The organism is Alteromonas aestuariivivens (assembly GCF_003367475.1).
Classification (GTDB): domain Bacteria; phylum Pseudomonadota; class Gammaproteobacteria; order Enterobacterales; family Alteromonadaceae; genus Alteromonas; species Alteromonas aestuariivivens.
Genome location: NZ_QRHA01000002.1, coordinates 345,280 through 361,369, shown reverse-complemented (window position 1 = coordinate 361,369; position 16,090 = coordinate 345,280). Strand labels below are relative to the sequence as shown.

Annotated in this window: 12 protein-coding genes; 3 read left to right on the top strand and 9 right to left on the bottom strand. The window is 52.2% G+C overall.

Features of this window, described 5'->3' with window-relative positions; translation table 11 throughout:
• Positions 1-617: 617 nt before the first annotated feature.
• The 3 genes from DXV75_RS04395 to DXV75_RS04385 form a co-directional block, all read right to left on the bottom strand.
• Positions 618-2,081 carry a pyridoxal-phosphate dependent enzyme gene (locus DXV75_RS04395; RefSeq protein WP_115592160.1) on the bottom strand — a complete coding sequence of 488 codons (1,464 nt, stop codon included), beginning with the start codon at positions 2,079-2,081 and terminating at the stop codon, positions 618-620.
• Between the two features lie 74 nt (positions 2,082-2,155).
• A complete protein-coding gene (locus DXV75_RS04390; RefSeq protein WP_115592159.1) occupies positions 2,156-3,631 on the bottom strand; it encodes a pyridoxal phosphate-dependent decarboxylase family protein in 1,476 nt (491 codons plus the stop codon).
• Positions 3,632-3,634: 3 nt separating this feature from the next.
• Positions 3,635-4,000 carry a DsrE family protein gene (locus DXV75_RS04385; RefSeq protein ID WP_181898351.1) on the bottom strand — a complete coding sequence of 122 codons (366 nt, stop codon included), beginning with the start codon at positions 3,998-4,000 and terminating at the stop codon, positions 3,635-3,637.
• A gap of 368 nt (positions 4,001-4,368) precedes the next feature.
• Between DXV75_RS04385 and DXV75_RS04380 the strand changes: the two genes are divergently transcribed.
• Positions 4,369-4,932 carry a hypothetical protein gene (locus DXV75_RS04380; RefSeq protein ID WP_115592157.1) on the top strand — a complete coding sequence of 188 codons (564 nt, stop codon included), beginning with the start codon at positions 4,369-4,371 and terminating at the stop codon, positions 4,930-4,932.
• 242 nt (positions 4,933-5,174) lie between these two features.
• A complete protein-coding gene (gene katG / locus DXV75_RS04375; RefSeq protein ID WP_115592156.1) occupies positions 5,175-7,397 on the top strand; it encodes a catalase/peroxidase HPI in 2,223 nt (740 codons plus the stop codon).
• 18 nt (positions 7,398-7,415) lie between these two features.
• Here the strand turns inward: katG and DXV75_RS04370 are convergent, their stop codons facing one another.
• Both DXV75_RS04370 and DXV75_RS04365 read right to left on the bottom strand, forming a co-directional pair.
• Positions 7,416-8,405, bottom strand: a complete 990-nt coding sequence (locus DXV75_RS04370) for an alpha/beta hydrolase (RefSeq protein WP_115592155.1) — start codon at positions 8,403-8,405, stop codon at positions 7,416-7,418.
• Between the two features lie 243 nt (positions 8,406-8,648).
• On the bottom strand, positions 8,649-9,764 hold the full coding sequence (locus tag DXV75_RS04365; RefSeq protein WP_115592154.1) for a DUF481 domain-containing protein: 1,116 nt from the start codon (positions 9,762-9,764) through the stop codon (positions 8,649-8,651).
• Positions 9,765-10,122: 358 nt separating this feature from the next.
• On the opposite strand from DXV75_RS04365, the gene DXV75_RS04360 reads away from it, so the two are divergent.
• Entirely contained in the window at positions 10,123-10,764 is a 642-nt protein-coding gene (locus tag DXV75_RS04360; RefSeq protein WP_147291794.1) for a hypothetical protein, read from the top strand.
• A 38-nt stretch (positions 10,765-10,802) separates the two neighbouring features.
• Here DXV75_RS04360 and DXV75_RS04355 read toward each other — a convergent pair whose 3' ends face one another.
• From DXV75_RS04355 to DXV75_RS04340, 4 genes are read right to left on the bottom strand one after another with little or no spacing between them, the layout of a single operon-like run.
• Positions 10,803-13,106: a multiheme c-type cytochrome gene (locus DXV75_RS04355; protein ID WP_115592152.1), complete on the bottom strand. Its 2,304-nt coding sequence runs from the start codon at positions 13,104-13,106 to the stop codon at positions 10,803-10,805.
• Between the two features lie 35 nt (positions 13,107-13,141).
• Complete coding sequence (locus DXV75_RS04350; protein ID WP_115592151.1) at positions 13,142-14,338, bottom strand: BamA/TamA family outer membrane protein; 1,197 nt, start codon at positions 14,336-14,338, stop codon at positions 13,142-13,144.
• Positions 14,339-14,370: 32 nt separating this feature from the next.
• Entirely contained in the window at positions 14,371-14,895 is a 525-nt protein-coding gene (locus tag DXV75_RS04345; protein ID WP_115592150.1) for a hypothetical protein, read from the bottom strand.
• Positions 14,896-14,938: 43 nt separating this feature from the next.
• A complete protein-coding gene (locus tag DXV75_RS04340; RefSeq protein WP_245953110.1) occupies positions 14,939-15,736 on the bottom strand; it encodes a transporter in 798 nt (265 codons plus the stop codon).
• Positions 15,737-16,090 lie beyond the last annotated feature (354 nt).

Here is a 16,090-nt window from a genome sequence, read left to right as displayed (position 1 = left end):
CATCAATTAAAAGTCGCACTCAAATTATTCGCTCTCTAATTGAATAACAAATTGATAACACTTTTGACACCCAGGCGCCACCCCTCAAAAATCGCAATTTAAGAAATATTTTTGCAACAATTTTGAACGTTTGTGACTGTAAAACACCAAAAATAGCGGCCTGAGAGGATTTATTGTGACTAATTTTGACCACATTAGAGCATTAAAGATTACCAAAAAACGTAACCGGAAAACCACTTAAAGTAACAAAGAAACGAACCCAATCCAGAATAACCGACACTGAACAGCGCCACTAAAACTCAGGAAAAACAGGAGAAAATGAAAGGCTTCGTATAAATATTCCGTTACCTTGCGTATCAGATGACATGACATCCAAATTAGCGACCAATTAAAATCCGCTCACAGAATTGACTCATATTCAGTCAACCTCATGATTGTGAAGATAATGTTAGTGTCATCAGGAATGAAAATAAGAGATCAGAGTTTTCGTCTGTGAAGCAAAAAGGCAATCTGATGTTTAATTATGAAAAAAATTACATATAAATAACTTCAAAACAAACCAATATGAAAGTGCTCGCGTGGGCGAGAAGAACGCCCACTGAGGCTTGGAAGTCGATTTAGCGGGGATGTAACCACTTGGGCAGTTTGTCGTACGGGTTCAGGGTCACTGATTCATCAAACCCAATGCCCAGTTTTTTCAGTTTTGGCAAAAAGCTGTCGTCTTTAATGGCGTCAAACAGATCTGTACACCCACCCAAAAACTCCCCGGCCAAAAAGATCTGCGGTAATGTCACACATTGGGTCTGCTGATTTAGCACATTGCGTATCCTGCCGCCAAGGTTGTCCTGCTGGTAGGCGACTGAGTCCAGATCTACCGACTGATAGGGAATTCCGTAGGCGTTCAGTACCTTGCGGACCGACCAACAAAACTCACACCACTCCAATGCAAACATCACAATTTGCTCACTGGAACCGTCTATTAATGTCGTTAATTTTGCTTCTGCAGCGGGATCCGATTCTGCCAGCGCAGCAGTCTGCAAAGGCGCTCCAGTAGGAACATCAAAACGATAACCAGGTGTCGAACGGGATATCGCCAATTCATCGTCGCTCATGGACTCCGAAACATCATCGAACAGGGGCGTACTTAAATAGCGCTCCCCGGTGTCGGGCAGCATACAAAGAATATTGCTGCCAGCAGGGGCTACCTCGGCAATTTTCAGCGCCCCAGCGAAGGTTGCACCTGAAGATACCCCCACAAACATACCTTCTTTGCGCGCCAGATCACGTGCGCACTGAAGAGCCTGATTCCCATCAATTCCGATATATGCATCAATGCAACCAGCTGGAATTGTCCGGGCCAGTTTGGGAATGAAATCCGGAGACCAACCCTGCATCAAATGAGGCCGAAAACTGGGGTGGCTGGCGTTTTCAGGCTGAGGAATGCCGCTGGCAAGTATTGCTGAGTTGTCAGGCTCACAAACTATAATTTGTGTTTCAGGGCTTGCCTGCTTCAATACTCTGGAAACACCGCTTAAGGTGCCTGCCGTACCAAACCCGGTTACCCAGTAATCCAGTTGGATATCTGAAAAATCGTCCAGGATCTCAACGGCGGTGGTGCGGGCATGAATCTCAGCATTGGCCGGGTTTTCAAACTGTCGGGACTGCCACCAGCCGTGGGCTTCGGCCAGTTCCTTAGCCTTCGCGACCATTCCCGTTCCCTTCAGCGCAGCGGGGGTTAACACCACCCTGGCGCCCAGAAAACGCATTAAACGCCGCCGTTCAACACTGAAGTTTTCCGCCATAACCACAACCAGCGGGTAGCCTTTTTGAGCACAGACCATTGCCAGCCCAATTCCCGTGTTACCGCTGGTGGCTTCGACGATGGTCTGGCCGGGAGCCAGTTCTCCCTTGCGCTCTGCATCTTCAATCACCCCCAGTGCCAGCCGGTCTTTGACTGACCCCATAGGGTTAAATGATTCCATTTTCACAAACAGATTGACCTCTTTGGGCCCCAAATTATTAATACGCACCACAGGCGTATGGCCGACGGTCTCCAGAATACTGTTATAGCGAACGCCCATCTTACTCTCCTTTGTCATTCCAGTTGTCAGTGTTTTAAGGCTGTCGCCCGTTACTGCAGCGTGCATTTTTTAATTCACCCGGCTGTGCGCTGTGATACGCAATGGCGACCTACAACCAGCACTTCTTCCGCCAGTTCCATTGCGTGCTGCTGATGGCTTCTTGCGCCGACAAAACAGGGGCGAATCGCCAGCTTTCCGTTAACCATTGTGGTACTCGGCATGGCTTTCCCCCTCTCAAGCATGCGCTGATGTATCTGTCGGTTAAGCCCGTTGAGGTCTTCTACCGCGTCAGAGACATAACGAAAGCAGCAAATGGACAGCGAAGGTGGCATCAGCAATTCCAGCTCAGGATGACGTTCTGCCAACGCGGCAATGTCTTTGGCCATTTGGTTGTGCCGGCAGACCCTTGTCTGAATCCCCTGCCTGCCAACTTCCCTCAACAGGGCCCACACGACAGCCCCTCGAGGGGGTGCAGACAATTCAACACCATAGTCAAAATAGGGAACGCCCAGGCTGGCCATGGAACTGTGCGCCTGGTCAAAACTGGCTCCCTCCAGGTAGTCGGCAGCTTCCTGCGTGAATGCCCGGTACAACAGCGATCTGTCCCTAACCAGCGTGGCGCCCACCCCAACCGGTGCCCCCAGCCATTTGTGGGGGTCGACCACTACAGAATCCGCCATCTCCAAGCCGTCAAACATAGCGCTATAACTGGGGTCGAGGATCCCGGGCAAGCCATACGCGCCATCAACATGAAACCAAAGTCCGAATTGACGGGCGATTTGCCCTATATCCCTTAGCGGATCTATGGCCCCGTGATTGGTACTACCGGCGTTGGCGACTATTGCTACCGGAACCGCTTCATTCCCCTGGTCGGCAAGCAACCTTCCCAGCAACGCTTGAGGGCGCATTCGCCCCTGCGAATCGGTGGCAATCTTGATCACACTGCTGCGCCCAAGTCCGAGTACGGCAGCCGCCCGCTGAACGGAATGATGGCATTCTGCGGACGCGTAAATCCGCCCCGGACGGTTGAGGCCAGAGAGCGCAGGATCACAGCCCAGTTGCTCATAGGCTTGTTGTCTGGCCGCCCCAAGGGCGAGCAAGTTGGCCACCGAGCCACCGCTGCTATATATGCCCTTAAAACCAGAAAGCCCGAACAATGCAGCAAGCCAGTTCAGGGACAGTTCTTCCAGGTAGTGAAACGCTGTCAGCCCGATACGTTGCGGTGAGGCCACGCTGCATGCCAGACCAGCCAGTACGCCAGCTGTAGTCGCACCAGTGGTAATAAAAGCTGAACTGGCCGGATTGGGGATCTGGGAACCATTTGGAATAACCCAACGGCACAGCTCGCCGACCACTTCGCCAATACCCACACCTTCTGAGGGCAAAGGAATATCAAGCTGATTCTGCCATTGCACCTGATTCTTTATCGCGTCGGGATGCGCAAAACGAAGAAACTCACTAAGTGAATCCGCCAGCTGCGGCAACCATTCGGTCAGCCCGTCACATTCCGCCAGTTCGGAATACTGGGGCAACTCCGGGAATCTGGTCATGAATCAAGCCAGCATATGGCCGCCGCTTGAAAGAAATGCCATCGCCCTGGGCGCTCCGGCAATTTCTACACCGTCAATGAAGTCGTCTGCTGACAACCCTTTGACTTTAACGCACACCGGGCATATCCAGATCTGCCCGCCATTGGCCTGATACTGGTTTACCAGATCCTCAAGCGGTTCGTGCCCCGGTGCCTGCAACCCCGCCAATCGCCCCTTCACAAACAACTCAGTCGCATCCGCCGTGACAAACAACGCAGCTTCGCAGGTTTTGCTTGCAGTAGTTGCCAGTATCAGCGAAATAGTGGCCCGCTCAAGGTTGTTCTCACCTTCCTGGCAGTGCACCAGAAATTTATCGTTTGCATCACTCATAGTCATTCTCCATGTAATTCATACAGCGACATCGCCTTGTTAAAAAGAATAGTTCATTACCAGAATACAGCTCTGTTTGTACGGCCCCTGAAGGGTTTGTGTTGCAGCTAGAAGGGCCTGTAGTGAGAGCAGGAGAAAAATTCTCCCGCTGCGGATTAGACTTTTTTCAATCGGCAGGGCGATACTGACTTGGCTACCGTAAACAACCTGATACGAGTCCTTTTTCAGCAAAGCAGGAAGGCTCAACTATAATGTGAACTGGGTTTGCCGGTACAAAATTTAAGCACAATAGACGTTATGCCACCGTTAACCTCCCCCTAGTTCCCCGCTATCCAGCTGTATGCAGGGTTCATCACCGGAGCAATATAATGAAAAAGAACACGTACCCGCTGTACTGTCTGGCAATATTTGCTGGTGCCAGCTCTGTAGCTTTTGCTGAAACTATCGAAGAGAAAATAGAACGAGCGCTGTCCGCTGCCCCACCTGCGGTGAGCGATAACGCCACCGTCATGGACTCAGACGGCACGGTCCTGAAAGAGGGCACCAATGGCTGGACCTGCCTGCCTGATACACTACCTGGGGACAAGGCCCCTATGTGCAACGACGCTGTGTGGATGGAAATGTTGGCCGCCGTTGGTAATCAGGCCGATTTCAGTACCTCGAAAATCGGTATTTCCTACATGCTACAGGGCGAACCTTCCGGTTCGGGCGTCAGTAATTCAACCCCGTATCATGCCGATCACGTTAGTGCCGATGACTACGTGGAGACAGGCCCACACATCATGATTGTGGTACCTAAATCCATGCTCTCGGGCATCACCACCGATCCTTCCGAGGGTGGACCATACGTAATGTGGGGTGATACGCCCTATGCACACATTATGATCCCGGTATCCATTGACGGAAAGCAGGTTTTAACCAAGCAGGAGTAACCACCAGATTTACCCCGCGTTCAGGGCCTGCTTTTCAAAAACAGGCCCTGTTCTGATTGAGTAACTGAAGCTGAAACCTGCCCGAACCTAGACGTCAAAACAGAGGAAAAGATTCTTAAAACCCTAGCCTGCCCGCAGTCTGATTTTTCCTATCAGGCCAATCAGTTTAATCAATTGCCCATTCAGGAACTTAAACTATATTTTGATTGAGCTTAAACGTTGCACCCTAAAAGGATAACGAAATGTTCAAACAAACTTTGCCTCTGGCAGCGGCCATCGCACTGGCCCTGTCGCCCCTGAGTGCCATCCAAACCGTTCATGCAGAAACCTCGGCCAAATCCAATCAGTTCTGGTGGCCGGAACAGCTTGATCTCAGCCAGCTTCGAACCCACGATATCAAGTCCAACCCCTACGGTAGCGACTTCAATTATGCCGAAGCTTTTTCCAGCCTTGACCTCCAGGCAGTGAAACAGGACATAGCTGCGGTTTTAACCGAATCCCAGGATTGGTGGCCAGCCGATTACGGGCACTACGGCCCCTTCTTCATTCGTATGGCCTGGCACGCGGCCGGAACCTATCGGGTTCACGATGGCCGGGGCGGTGCAGGTGGTGGCCAGCAGCGTTTTGACCCGCTAAACAGTTGGCCTGATAATGCCAACCTGGACAAAGCCAGGCGGTTACTGTGGCCGGTCAAACAGAAGTACGGCCGTAACATCTCCTGGGGTGATTTGATGGCCCTGACCGGCAATGTTGCGCTGGAATCCATGGGGTTCACCACCTTCGGATTTGCCGGCGGACGTGCCGACGACTGGGAGCCGGACGTGGTTTACTGGGGGCCGGAAACAGAAATGCTTGCTGATGAACGCAGAGACGAGGGCGGAAATCTGAAAGGCCCGTTAGCTGCAGTCCAAATGGGCCTGATTTATGTCAACCCGGAAGGTCCGGGCGGTAACCCTGACCCTGTAGCGGCCGCCCATGACATTCGAATGTCATTCGGGCGCATGGCCATGAATGACGAGGAAATTGTGGCCCTGATTGCTGGTGGGCATACCTTTGGTAAAGCACACGGAGCCAAGAGTGCCGACTGCGTGGGCAAGGAACCGGCAGCAGCCTCACTGGAGGAACAGGGCTTTGGCTGGACCAGCAAGTGCGGTAAGGGTAATGCCGAAGATACGGTCACCAGTGGCCTGGAAGGGGCCTGGACCGTTACTCCTACACAGTGGACCACAAATTATCTGCAAAACCTATTTGGCTTTGAATGGAAGATGACCAAGAGCCCAGCCGGAGCCACACAATGGATCCCAACGGATGATTCTGCATCCAGTCTGGTCCCTGACGCTCACATTGCCGGCAAGCGCCACGCACCGATCATGTTTACCACTGACCTCGCCATCAAGGAAGACCCCGCCTTTCGGGAAATAGCGCTGCGATTCCTGAATAATCCTGACGACTTTGAACTGGCCTTTGCCAAAGCCTGGTTCAAGCTCAATCACCGCGATTTAGGCCCCCGCGCGCGCTATCTAGGTAATGAAGTGCCAGATGAAATGCTGGTTTGGCAGGACCCAATCCCCGAGGTAAACCACGATCTTGTTGACGATAGCGACATTAAAAATCTCAAGGCAGCAATCCTCGATTCCGGTCTCAGCGTGCCCGAACTGGTGCGCACTGCCTGGGCTTCTGCAGCGAGCTTCCGTGGCACAGACATGCGCGGCGGAGCCAACGGCGCGCGTATTGCACTGGCACCACAAAAAGACTGGTCAGTCAATAATCCACAGGAGTTGAGCCGGGTTCTGGGCAAACTGCGCACCATTCAGCAGCGCTTCAACGAAGATTCAGGTGATACCCAGATTTCGTTGGCTGACCTAATCGTTTTGGGCGGCGCTGCGGCGATTGAAAAAGCTGCAGAACAAGCCGGATACAACGTTTCCGTACCTTTCTATCCTGGCCGCATGGATACCACCCAGGCAATGACCGACGTCGAATCCTTTGCCGTACTGGAGCTCACGGCGGACGCATTTCGCAATTATTACAGCAGTGAAAGCTACCGCTCACCGGCTGAAATGATGGTTGAGCGGGCCGATATGCTCACCCTGAGTGTACCTGAGATGACCGTTCTGGTTGGTGGGATGCGGAGCCTAAACGCCAACTTTGGCCAGTCTTCCCATGGTGTGCTCACCGACAAACCGGGGACCCTGAGCAACGACTTCTTTGTTAACCTGCTTGATATGTCCACCCGTTGGTCAAAAGCGGATGGCAACGAAGGTGTTTACGTGGGCTATGACAGGGAAAGTGGGCAGCAGAAATGGACTGCCACGCCAGTGGACCTGATATTTGGTTCGAATTCTGAACTCAGAGCCATTGCAGAGGTTTACGGATCAAGCGACGCAGGAGAAAAGTTCATCCAGGACTTTGTTTCAGCCTGGAGCAAGGTGATGACGAACGACCGCTTTGATCTGAAATCGTAGCTTAGTAAGGCGGCACCCTCAGGTGTCGCCCTTTTGTTTTCTGGCCGTGCCCAGTACTTTTCGCCGGGTCAGTTTATCATCCACATCAACCCGCCCGGTCAGCATGGCATCATATATATGCTCAAATGCCGCACCAAATCCCCCTTTGTCGTCTTCCAGAAAGTAACTGTGCCCTTTGGGTGGGTCATACTTGATGTTGAAATTGTCGCAGTCTATTGCGAACACATTCGAAAGAGTCTTACTCATGTCTTCCGGGCCGGAATGCCCCAACCGGCGTGACGCCACACGATTGCGCAGGTTAGAAATTTTGCTTGCCCGCAACGCCAGATCATCCGACGCGAAGTAAACCGAAACGTTTCTTGAGGCTTGGGCAATCAACCGCCCGATATGATGCTCTTCCAGTGTCTCATTGACCACATCGGCCGCCACTAAAAAGCTGTTTCTAAACAGCAGGGGCACGCCACGAACCAGACTGTACTTATTCCATGCAGCCAGTGTCTGACGAAATACCCGGTTGCCCATTGAGTGGGCCAGCACGTTGATGCGCTTCAGGCACACAGCATCGTCACTCTGCTGGTTACGCCAGTGCATAAAGAATTCAAGTGCCCGGCCAAAGGAAAACGCACTCATATCGGCAGACATCTGGTCATCCCAGTAATCGCCAACTATCCCCTTATCATTATCGCAAGGCCAGATAACCGGCACCACCAGCGCAAAATCCTTCTTTTTTTTGTTAAACAGACTCTGCAATTTCTGGGCTCTGGGAAAAATATCGGGCTCTGGCAAATTTGAGAAACCATGAATCAAAAAAACCAGCTGCTCGACCGGGCTGCTTTTGAGTTTATCCAGCCACTGCTCATGCCCAAGCTCGATGTACTCATCTTTTGCCACCCGCTCACAGCAATAAATGGAATTAGACGGAGCATTTTTGTTTAAATCGAACTTGTAGGGGCGATTTTTTTTAGTTCGGATGGAACCCTGTGGTTCCCGGTTGGTAATGAACAACATGGCTGAACCTCGGACGAATAAGTTTCCAATGAGTTACAGAGGGTAGTGCAACAAGTATTGCCGTCCTCCCGCGTAAATCAAAAATAGGGCATTCCGAGCTAAAAGGTCCAATGTTTTGTTCATGCCGATTGGACAATCGGACTTTCACGCTACCAGCATCAACCTGGCTATACGTTTAACCAACTGTCCGGCTGTATGCACAGTGTCGGCAGCACTGCCGGCACTGTGATGCATTGACCTGAATCAGAAATCAACTGAAAGGGAAACAATGGTTTTATAATCATCCTTTTTCGGTCTGACACCGTCGCTGTCGGCAACCGGAGAGTCCTGGTGGTCCCATACAAATGCAAGGTCAAGATCAATTGTATTAGTCAGCTCCACCTCCAGGCCAGCCTGGGCATACTGGGAATCTCCGCCAATTTCGTCACTGGCAAAAATATATCGGTAATCCAGGCTCAAATCGATGTCGGAAGTCAGTTCATACTCGTAGGTTGTACCAACGAAAAAGGACGTGGAGGAGACACTGTCGTCCTCGCCTTCTCCCACCGTATCAAATTTCGTTTTCTGATAAAGCGGGCCGGCAGTAATATCCCATTCGGTACGACTGTCATCAATAATGTAGTAACCCGCACCGGCTCCCAAACTGTATCGGCTTGCAATGTTCTGGAATGGGTCGCGGAAGTACTCGAATATTACCGGCCTGATATACAACCGGTTGGTATAAAACCAGTCGAAGGTCCCATTCGCCCGCACACTGCTTTTGGTTACTTCGTCATCAATTTCTGTTCTGGTGGCCAGAATGTCGGTCAAATAACGGTAAGTTGCGGTTCGCCATTTAATGTCTGCCGTTAACGACCCCTCTGTCTGATCCGTATTGCCCTTGCTCCAGTTGATCCCGGCGCCGATGTTAATCGACCAGTTTTTCCAACCGGAACCCAGTGTCGGTGCGATGGACACCAGTTGCTCAATGCTGTAAAACGCGGGGCTGTCACCCACAATGACCCGCCCACCGGCAATATTCAGCGAGCCACTGAGCACCGTGCCGTCATCAAAGCGTACCGAATATTCCCGCCCGGACAATATTGCACTGACATCCTCAACATCGATGAACAAGGTGTCCAGAATGTCGCTTTCAAATTCAACTTCCTCGCTGTAGACGGACTTTAATTCCCCCTTCAGCCATTCGCCGGAAAGCAGGCGGATCCAGTCAAAATTCGCCGTGTCTTTCACCACAGCACTCTGCTCGGCAATAAATTGCTTTACTTCGTCTGAGTCTGCCTGCTGGGCAGCGGCGGTACCTAACAGCATCATCAATGCCGTTACGATTGATAAATGTTTAAAAATGCGCGTTATCGTCATAGCGGTTCCATGCCACGTTGGAATTGGATTTCGCGGGTCTCTCACTGAACATCAGACCCCAGGAAGGACTACACAATCAGTATAGTGGCGGGCAAGGTTTTCGCAAATGGTTGCCAACACTAACCCCGTTAAACCAGACCGGATGTAACAAGGCCACAATTCGATTGCCATTTCTTATTCGGTTGTGGGAGGAAATTCGATCACCTGTCACTCCCTGTATTCCATGACAACGCAGTCGGTGGAAACAATCCAGTGTTCCACCTCGGCTACAGGTCATGGCGAGCCATATTCAACCCCAGGCGCACGCGTAAGGTATTCTGTTCCTGCGTGATGCCCTGCTTATCTGATGGAGCAGACAGTGACGACTTATATCTTCGACCCCGGTATTTCCAACCCTGCCAGACGTTCAGTGGGATTACATATGCGGTTTGATGAACTACCCATATTGGCATTTCATACCAAAGCCCTCTTCCTGCGTTTACAACCGGGAGGAAAGCAAATCCAATGCTGTTATTGTGAGCTGAATGCGCCTTGGGCGGTCGATGTGGAGCAGTTCCGTACCCAGGAAGGCATGCTCAAAAACTTCCGAATCGTCATTCCGAAGGGGTTTCGGCTGGCGTGGCCGCCACTTCCCTGGGTGGCGGTAATTGTGTATCAGTGGCTGCGGTATATCCGCCCGTTGGGAAATGCCCTGCGGCCGTTAATGGCAGCATTGCTCATTCGTGGCTATGCCTACCACCACGGGCGGCTGCCTGGACACAGAGTGCCTTCAACCGCAACAAGCCGTGCGAACGTAGATAAAATGGTTCAGGAAATCCAATTAATTGCCTGCCAGACCCGCTCTGGCCGATGGCTTGAAAAGTATTTCAGGCAGCCCGAGAGAGGCTTGAAGTTTGTTCAGCTTAACCCTTTACACTTTTGGAAAACCCGCTGCATGATAACCCTGTCAGCCACCCTTGTTGCTCTTTCAGTGTTGCCGCTTAACGGGTTTATCAACTAACTCGCTGTCTTTCTATGGTACGCAACTTTCTTGCCGGCTCAGGGCTGCAATTGCAGCCTGAGCGTTTGCAGAGCGTTATCCGGCCCCAGGGCAAGCCCTTCGTCAATGACCTGCCGGGCTGTTTGGGTATCACCATAGCTGTGCAGCGCGACTGCGTATACATATCGATAGCGGCCATTTTGAGGTGCCAGGGCGACCGCCTGCCCAAGTTCAGCCAGTGCCTGCCGGGGCTGTTTCAGCCTGACATGCAGAAGCCCCAGGCTGTGATGCAGACTGGCGTTGTCCGGATGGCGGGAAATGCCGGCTTGCAGCACCTCGAAGCCCTTATCGTCCTGTTGCATTGAACGATACAGATCGGCCAGATTAACGTAGGAAGGAACCCAGTTTGGATCGGCTTCTATTGCCCGCCGATACGCTTTCTCAGCTTTACTGTTGAACCCCTGCTGCTGATAGTAGCCCCCCAGGTTCACATGCGCCTGCGGGGTGTCGGCGTTGAATTTTTGCGACTCCACATATTCCCGCGCAGCTTGCTCAAGAGAAAATTTTTGCGCCTGGGACAGATTGCTGGCCGGTGCGTCTGCCAACCGGTTTGCCGCCATTGCCCGCACCACCCGGCTTGAATCTTTCAGCATGGGGTGCGCAAGCTGCCAGCGCTGTTCAATTGGCATGGGTCTCATCCCTTCCAGTGCGGCCAATCGGAGCAGAGGGTCCCTGTTCCGGCTTGCCATTGCCAGTGTCTCAATGGTGGGCGCGGACGGCCAGTCCTGCAGCAATTGTGCTGCCGTTGCCCTGGCAATTGCAGGCTGGGTTTCATTCTGCACCAACTCCTGCAGGGCCTGCTCGCTTCCGGGTTTACCCTGCCTTGCATGAAACAGGGTTTCCGCAAACTGCTGGTACCCGGGATTGGGGTTCGGGTACCAGGAATGAATGGCATCCGCCGCCCACTGAGGCGTTTGATCTTCATGGCACTGGTTACACGCATTGGGCACCTGCATGGATACCGTTCTGTCCGGCCTTGGAATACGGAAGCTGTGGTCGCGCCGATCGTCCACCCCCATAAAGGTCTGATCCGCCATATGACAGTTCACACATTGTGCCGATTCAGAACCAACAGGGTGATGATGGTGCTCTTCCACATTATACGCATCGGCCTGGTGACACTGCAGACACACACCGTTTCCAGGCAATTTTATTTCCAGTGAGTGAGGGTTGTGGCAGTCACTGCAGGTAACGCCAGCCGCATACATTTTACTCTGCAAAAAAGAGCCGTAGACGTACACCTCTTCAAGAATCTGGCCATCGGGGTGATACAACCCCTCCTCGAGCAAAGCCGGTGCAAACCCATCGGTAAACGGTTGCCCCTTGCGGTCGTCTTCAAACATCTGGCTGCGGCGGGAATGGCAGGCTGCGCAGACTTCAATTTCCGTGTCGGTGTTTTTCACCTCACTGCGAAGTGGCTGCCCGGTAGCCGGGTCTGTATGCCAACGCGCTTCTGCGCGCTCATTCAACAGATGTGTAAGGCCCATACTCCCGCTATTGGCGTAACCTTGTTGATCATCAGCCCACATGACATGATTACTGCCAGGGCCGTGGCAGGCTTCACAAGCCACGTCAATTTCGGCAAATTCTGTGTTGTAGGTATCCGAAGCCGGATTATACTGCTTCTGTAAATGGGTGGAGTGGCATTCCGCACACATGTAATTCCAGTTTTGCGCCGGTTTGGTCCAGTGCAGCGGATCGTCGTAAGTGATGACCTCATCCTGATAGAGGTGGAACCAGCGTTGCCCGCCCTGCTCCTTTAGTCTGGAATCCCAGGCAATACTGAGCGCCTGCAGACGCCCGCCGGGTAATGGCAAAAGGTATTGTTGAAGGGGAAAAACACCAAAAACGTACTGCACCTGAAATTCCTCAAGCTCGCCACTGGTGCCATCGGTTTTCACCCAGAACTGACCGTCGCGCTGAAAAAATTCGGTGGTCACTTCACCGTGAGAAAAACGTGCATTATCGAAATCGCCCAGAACCGTGCCGGCGTTGGCTTCCTGCATGGCCAAATCGTGGTGGGACCCCTGCCAGTCCTGATATTGGGCTTGATGGCACTGGGCACACTGTGCAGCCCCGACAAACGTTGCTTCGCTTGGTGACATGGGCGGTGCGACGGATTCACCGGGCTGCGAGGATGATGTTTGTTCAGGCAGTTCCGGTGAACCACCCGGCCGTTGCATCACAAACACCAGAATTGCCACCACGAGCAGTGCGCCGCCAACAGCCAGCACTCCTGCTGATTTAAATTTTCCGGGCTGGCCTGCCTTTTGCGTTGCCGAATGTTTTTTGTGATGCTTCATTACCTGATGACTTCTCTGTTTAAACTGCTGTCGATTTACCAGGTCGAGCCAGCCTGGATGTACAAGGCGGTTTCTTCCGGGCCTCTGGCGAGATCGAGCCCCACGTAAAAATCGTACTGCTCAACCAGCTGATAGCGCACGCCAACGCCCTTGTTGACCACCGACGGCGCCTTTGACAGCGCGGAAAAATCGGTACCGGCGCGCCCAGCCCCCAAAAACACGCTCAATCGCCAGTTCTGGCTCCACTGGTAACCCAATTCCATTTCCGTTACCCCCACAACCTCGCCCTGATATCGGGTTGAAGAAACCCCTCTCAGTTGTATGCTGGGCAGAACATAATTGGGCAACTGCGACAGCTCTTCAGCCTGGACGCCATCATACTGTAACCGTAACCCCAATGTCAGCCTAGTTTGAATTTTCCAATAATTCAGTGCTTTAAATTTATAAAGCTGATAGTCAGCGTCGCTGCCAAAGTGATCTCTGTACCATTGGTACTGGAGGTTATAGGCAGAGCCGCTCTGGGGATTAAAAAAGCTGTCCAGCGTATCGTAATCGAGAACCACACCCACTCCGGCCGTGGTTTGGGAGGACTGCAAATGCCGTTCAAGCCAATCCTCCAAGGTGGAAGAAAGCAATTCATCGGGCAGGTTAGCCTCAACCCGGAGCCGGGATTCTGTGCGGCGGAAATGGTATTGCGCTCCGATAAACCAGGGGCCGTGCCAGCGGTATTTGATCTCCTGGAACACCGCCGGCCCTTTGATATTCAGTTGTATCGGCGCAGGTAACGTGACACCAACCAGTGAATAAAAAGACAGGTTCAGGTCACCGTAACCGGCGAAACCGCGATAGCGAACTGTGTCATCCCGCCAGAAGCCCAGATGCCCCACTCCGGCAGCCCAGGAGCCATTCTCGGTCAGCCCGGCGGCAAGCAGAGAAATGTTTTGTGGCAGGGATTCTTCTTCAGCAGCAGGTTGCTGTGAATCGCCATGAAAATAGACGCCTATCACACCCAGCCCATAGCCTACAGCAGGTTCGGATATGACCTGGGGGATGGGCACAAAACCACCGCCGGACTGGCCCAGGTGCTGACCCATGTCCAGGTTCGCGTCCTGCGGTTCAAGCACCATTTTCTGAACATCTTCGGCCACAGCTGCACCACAGACCAAAAAGAGCATTGCTGTGACCCGCAACGCAGTGCTCAACCTTATCCATCGTCTTCCAAGCGTTGACATACTTCGTTCCTGTCCCTGTTACGAATATATGATCAGCTGTCTACAACCTGGCAATTCGCATAGACAGTCAGGCCACCCTTACTGACTGAAGCCAAGTTACCCATTAGTTCAACAATGACATTCTCCCCAGTGTAACGGGTGCCACCTGGCAAGGCTTCACCCTCGAGCAACATGGAGGACATCGATTGATGATCGGCCATCATGACCTCTCCCTGATTCAATACAACGTCTTCCTCTCCCTGGTGATACACACCATAACTGAGGGAAAAGCTCTTGCCACCGTCGCAATAGTAAACCACTCGATAATCACTGAGATCGACGCCTGACTCCAGACAGGCAGGCTGTTGGTACTCGGCACAGAATTTTCGTGTGCATGCAGCCACGCCTGAGGGCCCGCGACGACACTGATTGCATCCGTCAAAATACTGCTCGCAGGATTGAGGGATCATCGTCTTCCAGCTGTCACTGTTAAACCCGGTTACCGGCATTGCCTCTTCGTTATGGCTCTGGCACGCAGCCAGGCCGAGCGCTATCAGCACAATTCCTATCAGTTTCATGGCATGTATCCTGTGTCTTAGTTAAATCAGAAGCGGCATCAGGTTACTTTGGAAACAGAAAAACCAAATTAAACCTGAGCCCCCAGCCATCGGCCGCCCCTTCCGGACTGTCAACCCAATAACGTACACCTCCCCCTACCTGCACCAGTTGATTTCTAACCTTAAGTACCTTGTTCACCATCAGGTTTACCGGTAGCGATAGTTCACTGGCTTCCCAGTCGTAACTGGATTCAAAATTCAACGCATAGCTGGTGCCATCCGGTGTGTTGTAAACCAGAAACGGTTGCACAAAGGTCAGGCTGATGTCGGCGCGGTTGCTGTCGCCGGCAAAACTTTCAATATGGTTAGCCAGTGCGCCGTAAGTCCAGCCCTGGTTTTGTTTCAGCATCACTGCGGTTGGGCCAACTCCCCACTTCTCACCAGATAGCAGTTTCTCGGTACCGGTTGGCAATAAAAAAACCGGGCCAGCCCCCCATATCCACCCACTCGCTGTTGGAGCTTTGGGTGAAAAAAACAGACTTTGTACCACATCTCCTAGCCCGGTCTGGCTGCCAGCCCCGGCAACAATATTATGCTGATAGGTAAGCGGCATAATGGTTCTGGAAATCAGGTTATATTCATCGTTGAGAGAGAAAGGGATCACCGGCTGCACATTGACGTTATAGCGGTATCCTTCATCATTACTGCCAAAACCGTCATCAAAGTTGGTCTGCAATGGAACACTGATAAGCGATGCCACCGGATTGGATAACTGTTGTGCCAGTTCGGCACTGTCCTGGCCCTGGGCTGAAAACGGGAAGACAAAAAGTAACGTAAGCAACGTGGATAACTTTAAACGCATACGGGCTCCTGATTACGTAAATAGCGCTGCTGACCACGTACACCCAGCAGAATGAAGACTCCCTTGCTCTGGCCACCTGCAGGCTGACTTACAGTGGCCGAAAATAAAAACCTAGTCTACAAACCGGATGACAACAAGAAAGGTAACCCTTTGCCCGAATAGTTGGCGCATCCGCACGCCTTCCACTAGGCTTAGAGCATGTGAAAACCTTTACCAAAGGGATGGGGTATCGGTATGTTTCAATATCTCTGCTATTTTTTTCAACGCTATGGCTGGGTGATCAGTCTGTACCTGATGTTCCTCCAGCACTGCTGAATCTTCAGGGCGATTTTATCACTTGCCAAACGGCCGCAT

Excerpts from the sequence above, each read along its gene's own strand:
- DXV75_RS04395 (WP_115592160.1), bottom strand. The coding sequence starts at position 2,081 with ATGGGCGTTCGCTATAACAGTATTCTGGAGACCGTCGGCCATACGCCT.
- DXV75_RS04390 (WP_115592159.1), bottom strand. The coding sequence starts at position 3,631 with ATGACCAGATTCCCGGAGTTGCCCCAGTATTCCGAACTGGCGGAATGT.
- DXV75_RS04385 (WP_181898351.1), bottom strand. The coding sequence starts at position 4,000 with ATGAGTGATGCAAACGATAAATTTCTGGTGCACTGCCAGGAAGGTGAG.
- DXV75_RS04380 (WP_115592157.1), top strand. The coding sequence starts at position 4,369 with ATGAAAAAGAACACGTACCCGCTGTACTGTCTGGCAATATTTGCTGGT.
- katG (WP_115592156.1), top strand. The coding sequence starts at position 5,175 with ATGTTCAAACAAACTTTGCCTCTGGCAGCGGCCATCGCACTGGCCCTG.
- DXV75_RS04370 (WP_115592155.1), bottom strand. The coding sequence starts at position 8,405 with ATGTTGTTCATTACCAACCGGGAACCACAGGGTTCCATCCGAACTAAA.
- DXV75_RS04365 (WP_115592154.1), bottom strand. The coding sequence starts at position 9,764 with ATGACGATAACGCGCATTTTTAAACATTTATCAATCGTAACGGCATTG.
- DXV75_RS04355 (WP_115592152.1), bottom strand. The coding sequence starts at position 13,106 with ATGAAGCATCACAAAAAACATTCGGCAACGCAAAAGGCAGGCCAGCCC.
- DXV75_RS04350 (WP_115592151.1), bottom strand. The coding sequence starts at position 14,338 with ATGTCAACGCTTGGAAGACGATGGATAAGGTTGAGCACTGCGTTGCGG.
- DXV75_RS04345 (WP_115592150.1), bottom strand. The coding sequence starts at position 14,895 with ATGAAACTGATAGGAATTGTGCTGATAGCGCTCGGCCTGGCTGCGTGC.
- DXV75_RS04340 (WP_245953110.1), bottom strand. The coding sequence starts at position 15,736 with ATGCGTTTAAAGTTATCCACGTTGCTTACGTTACTTTTTGTCTTCCCG.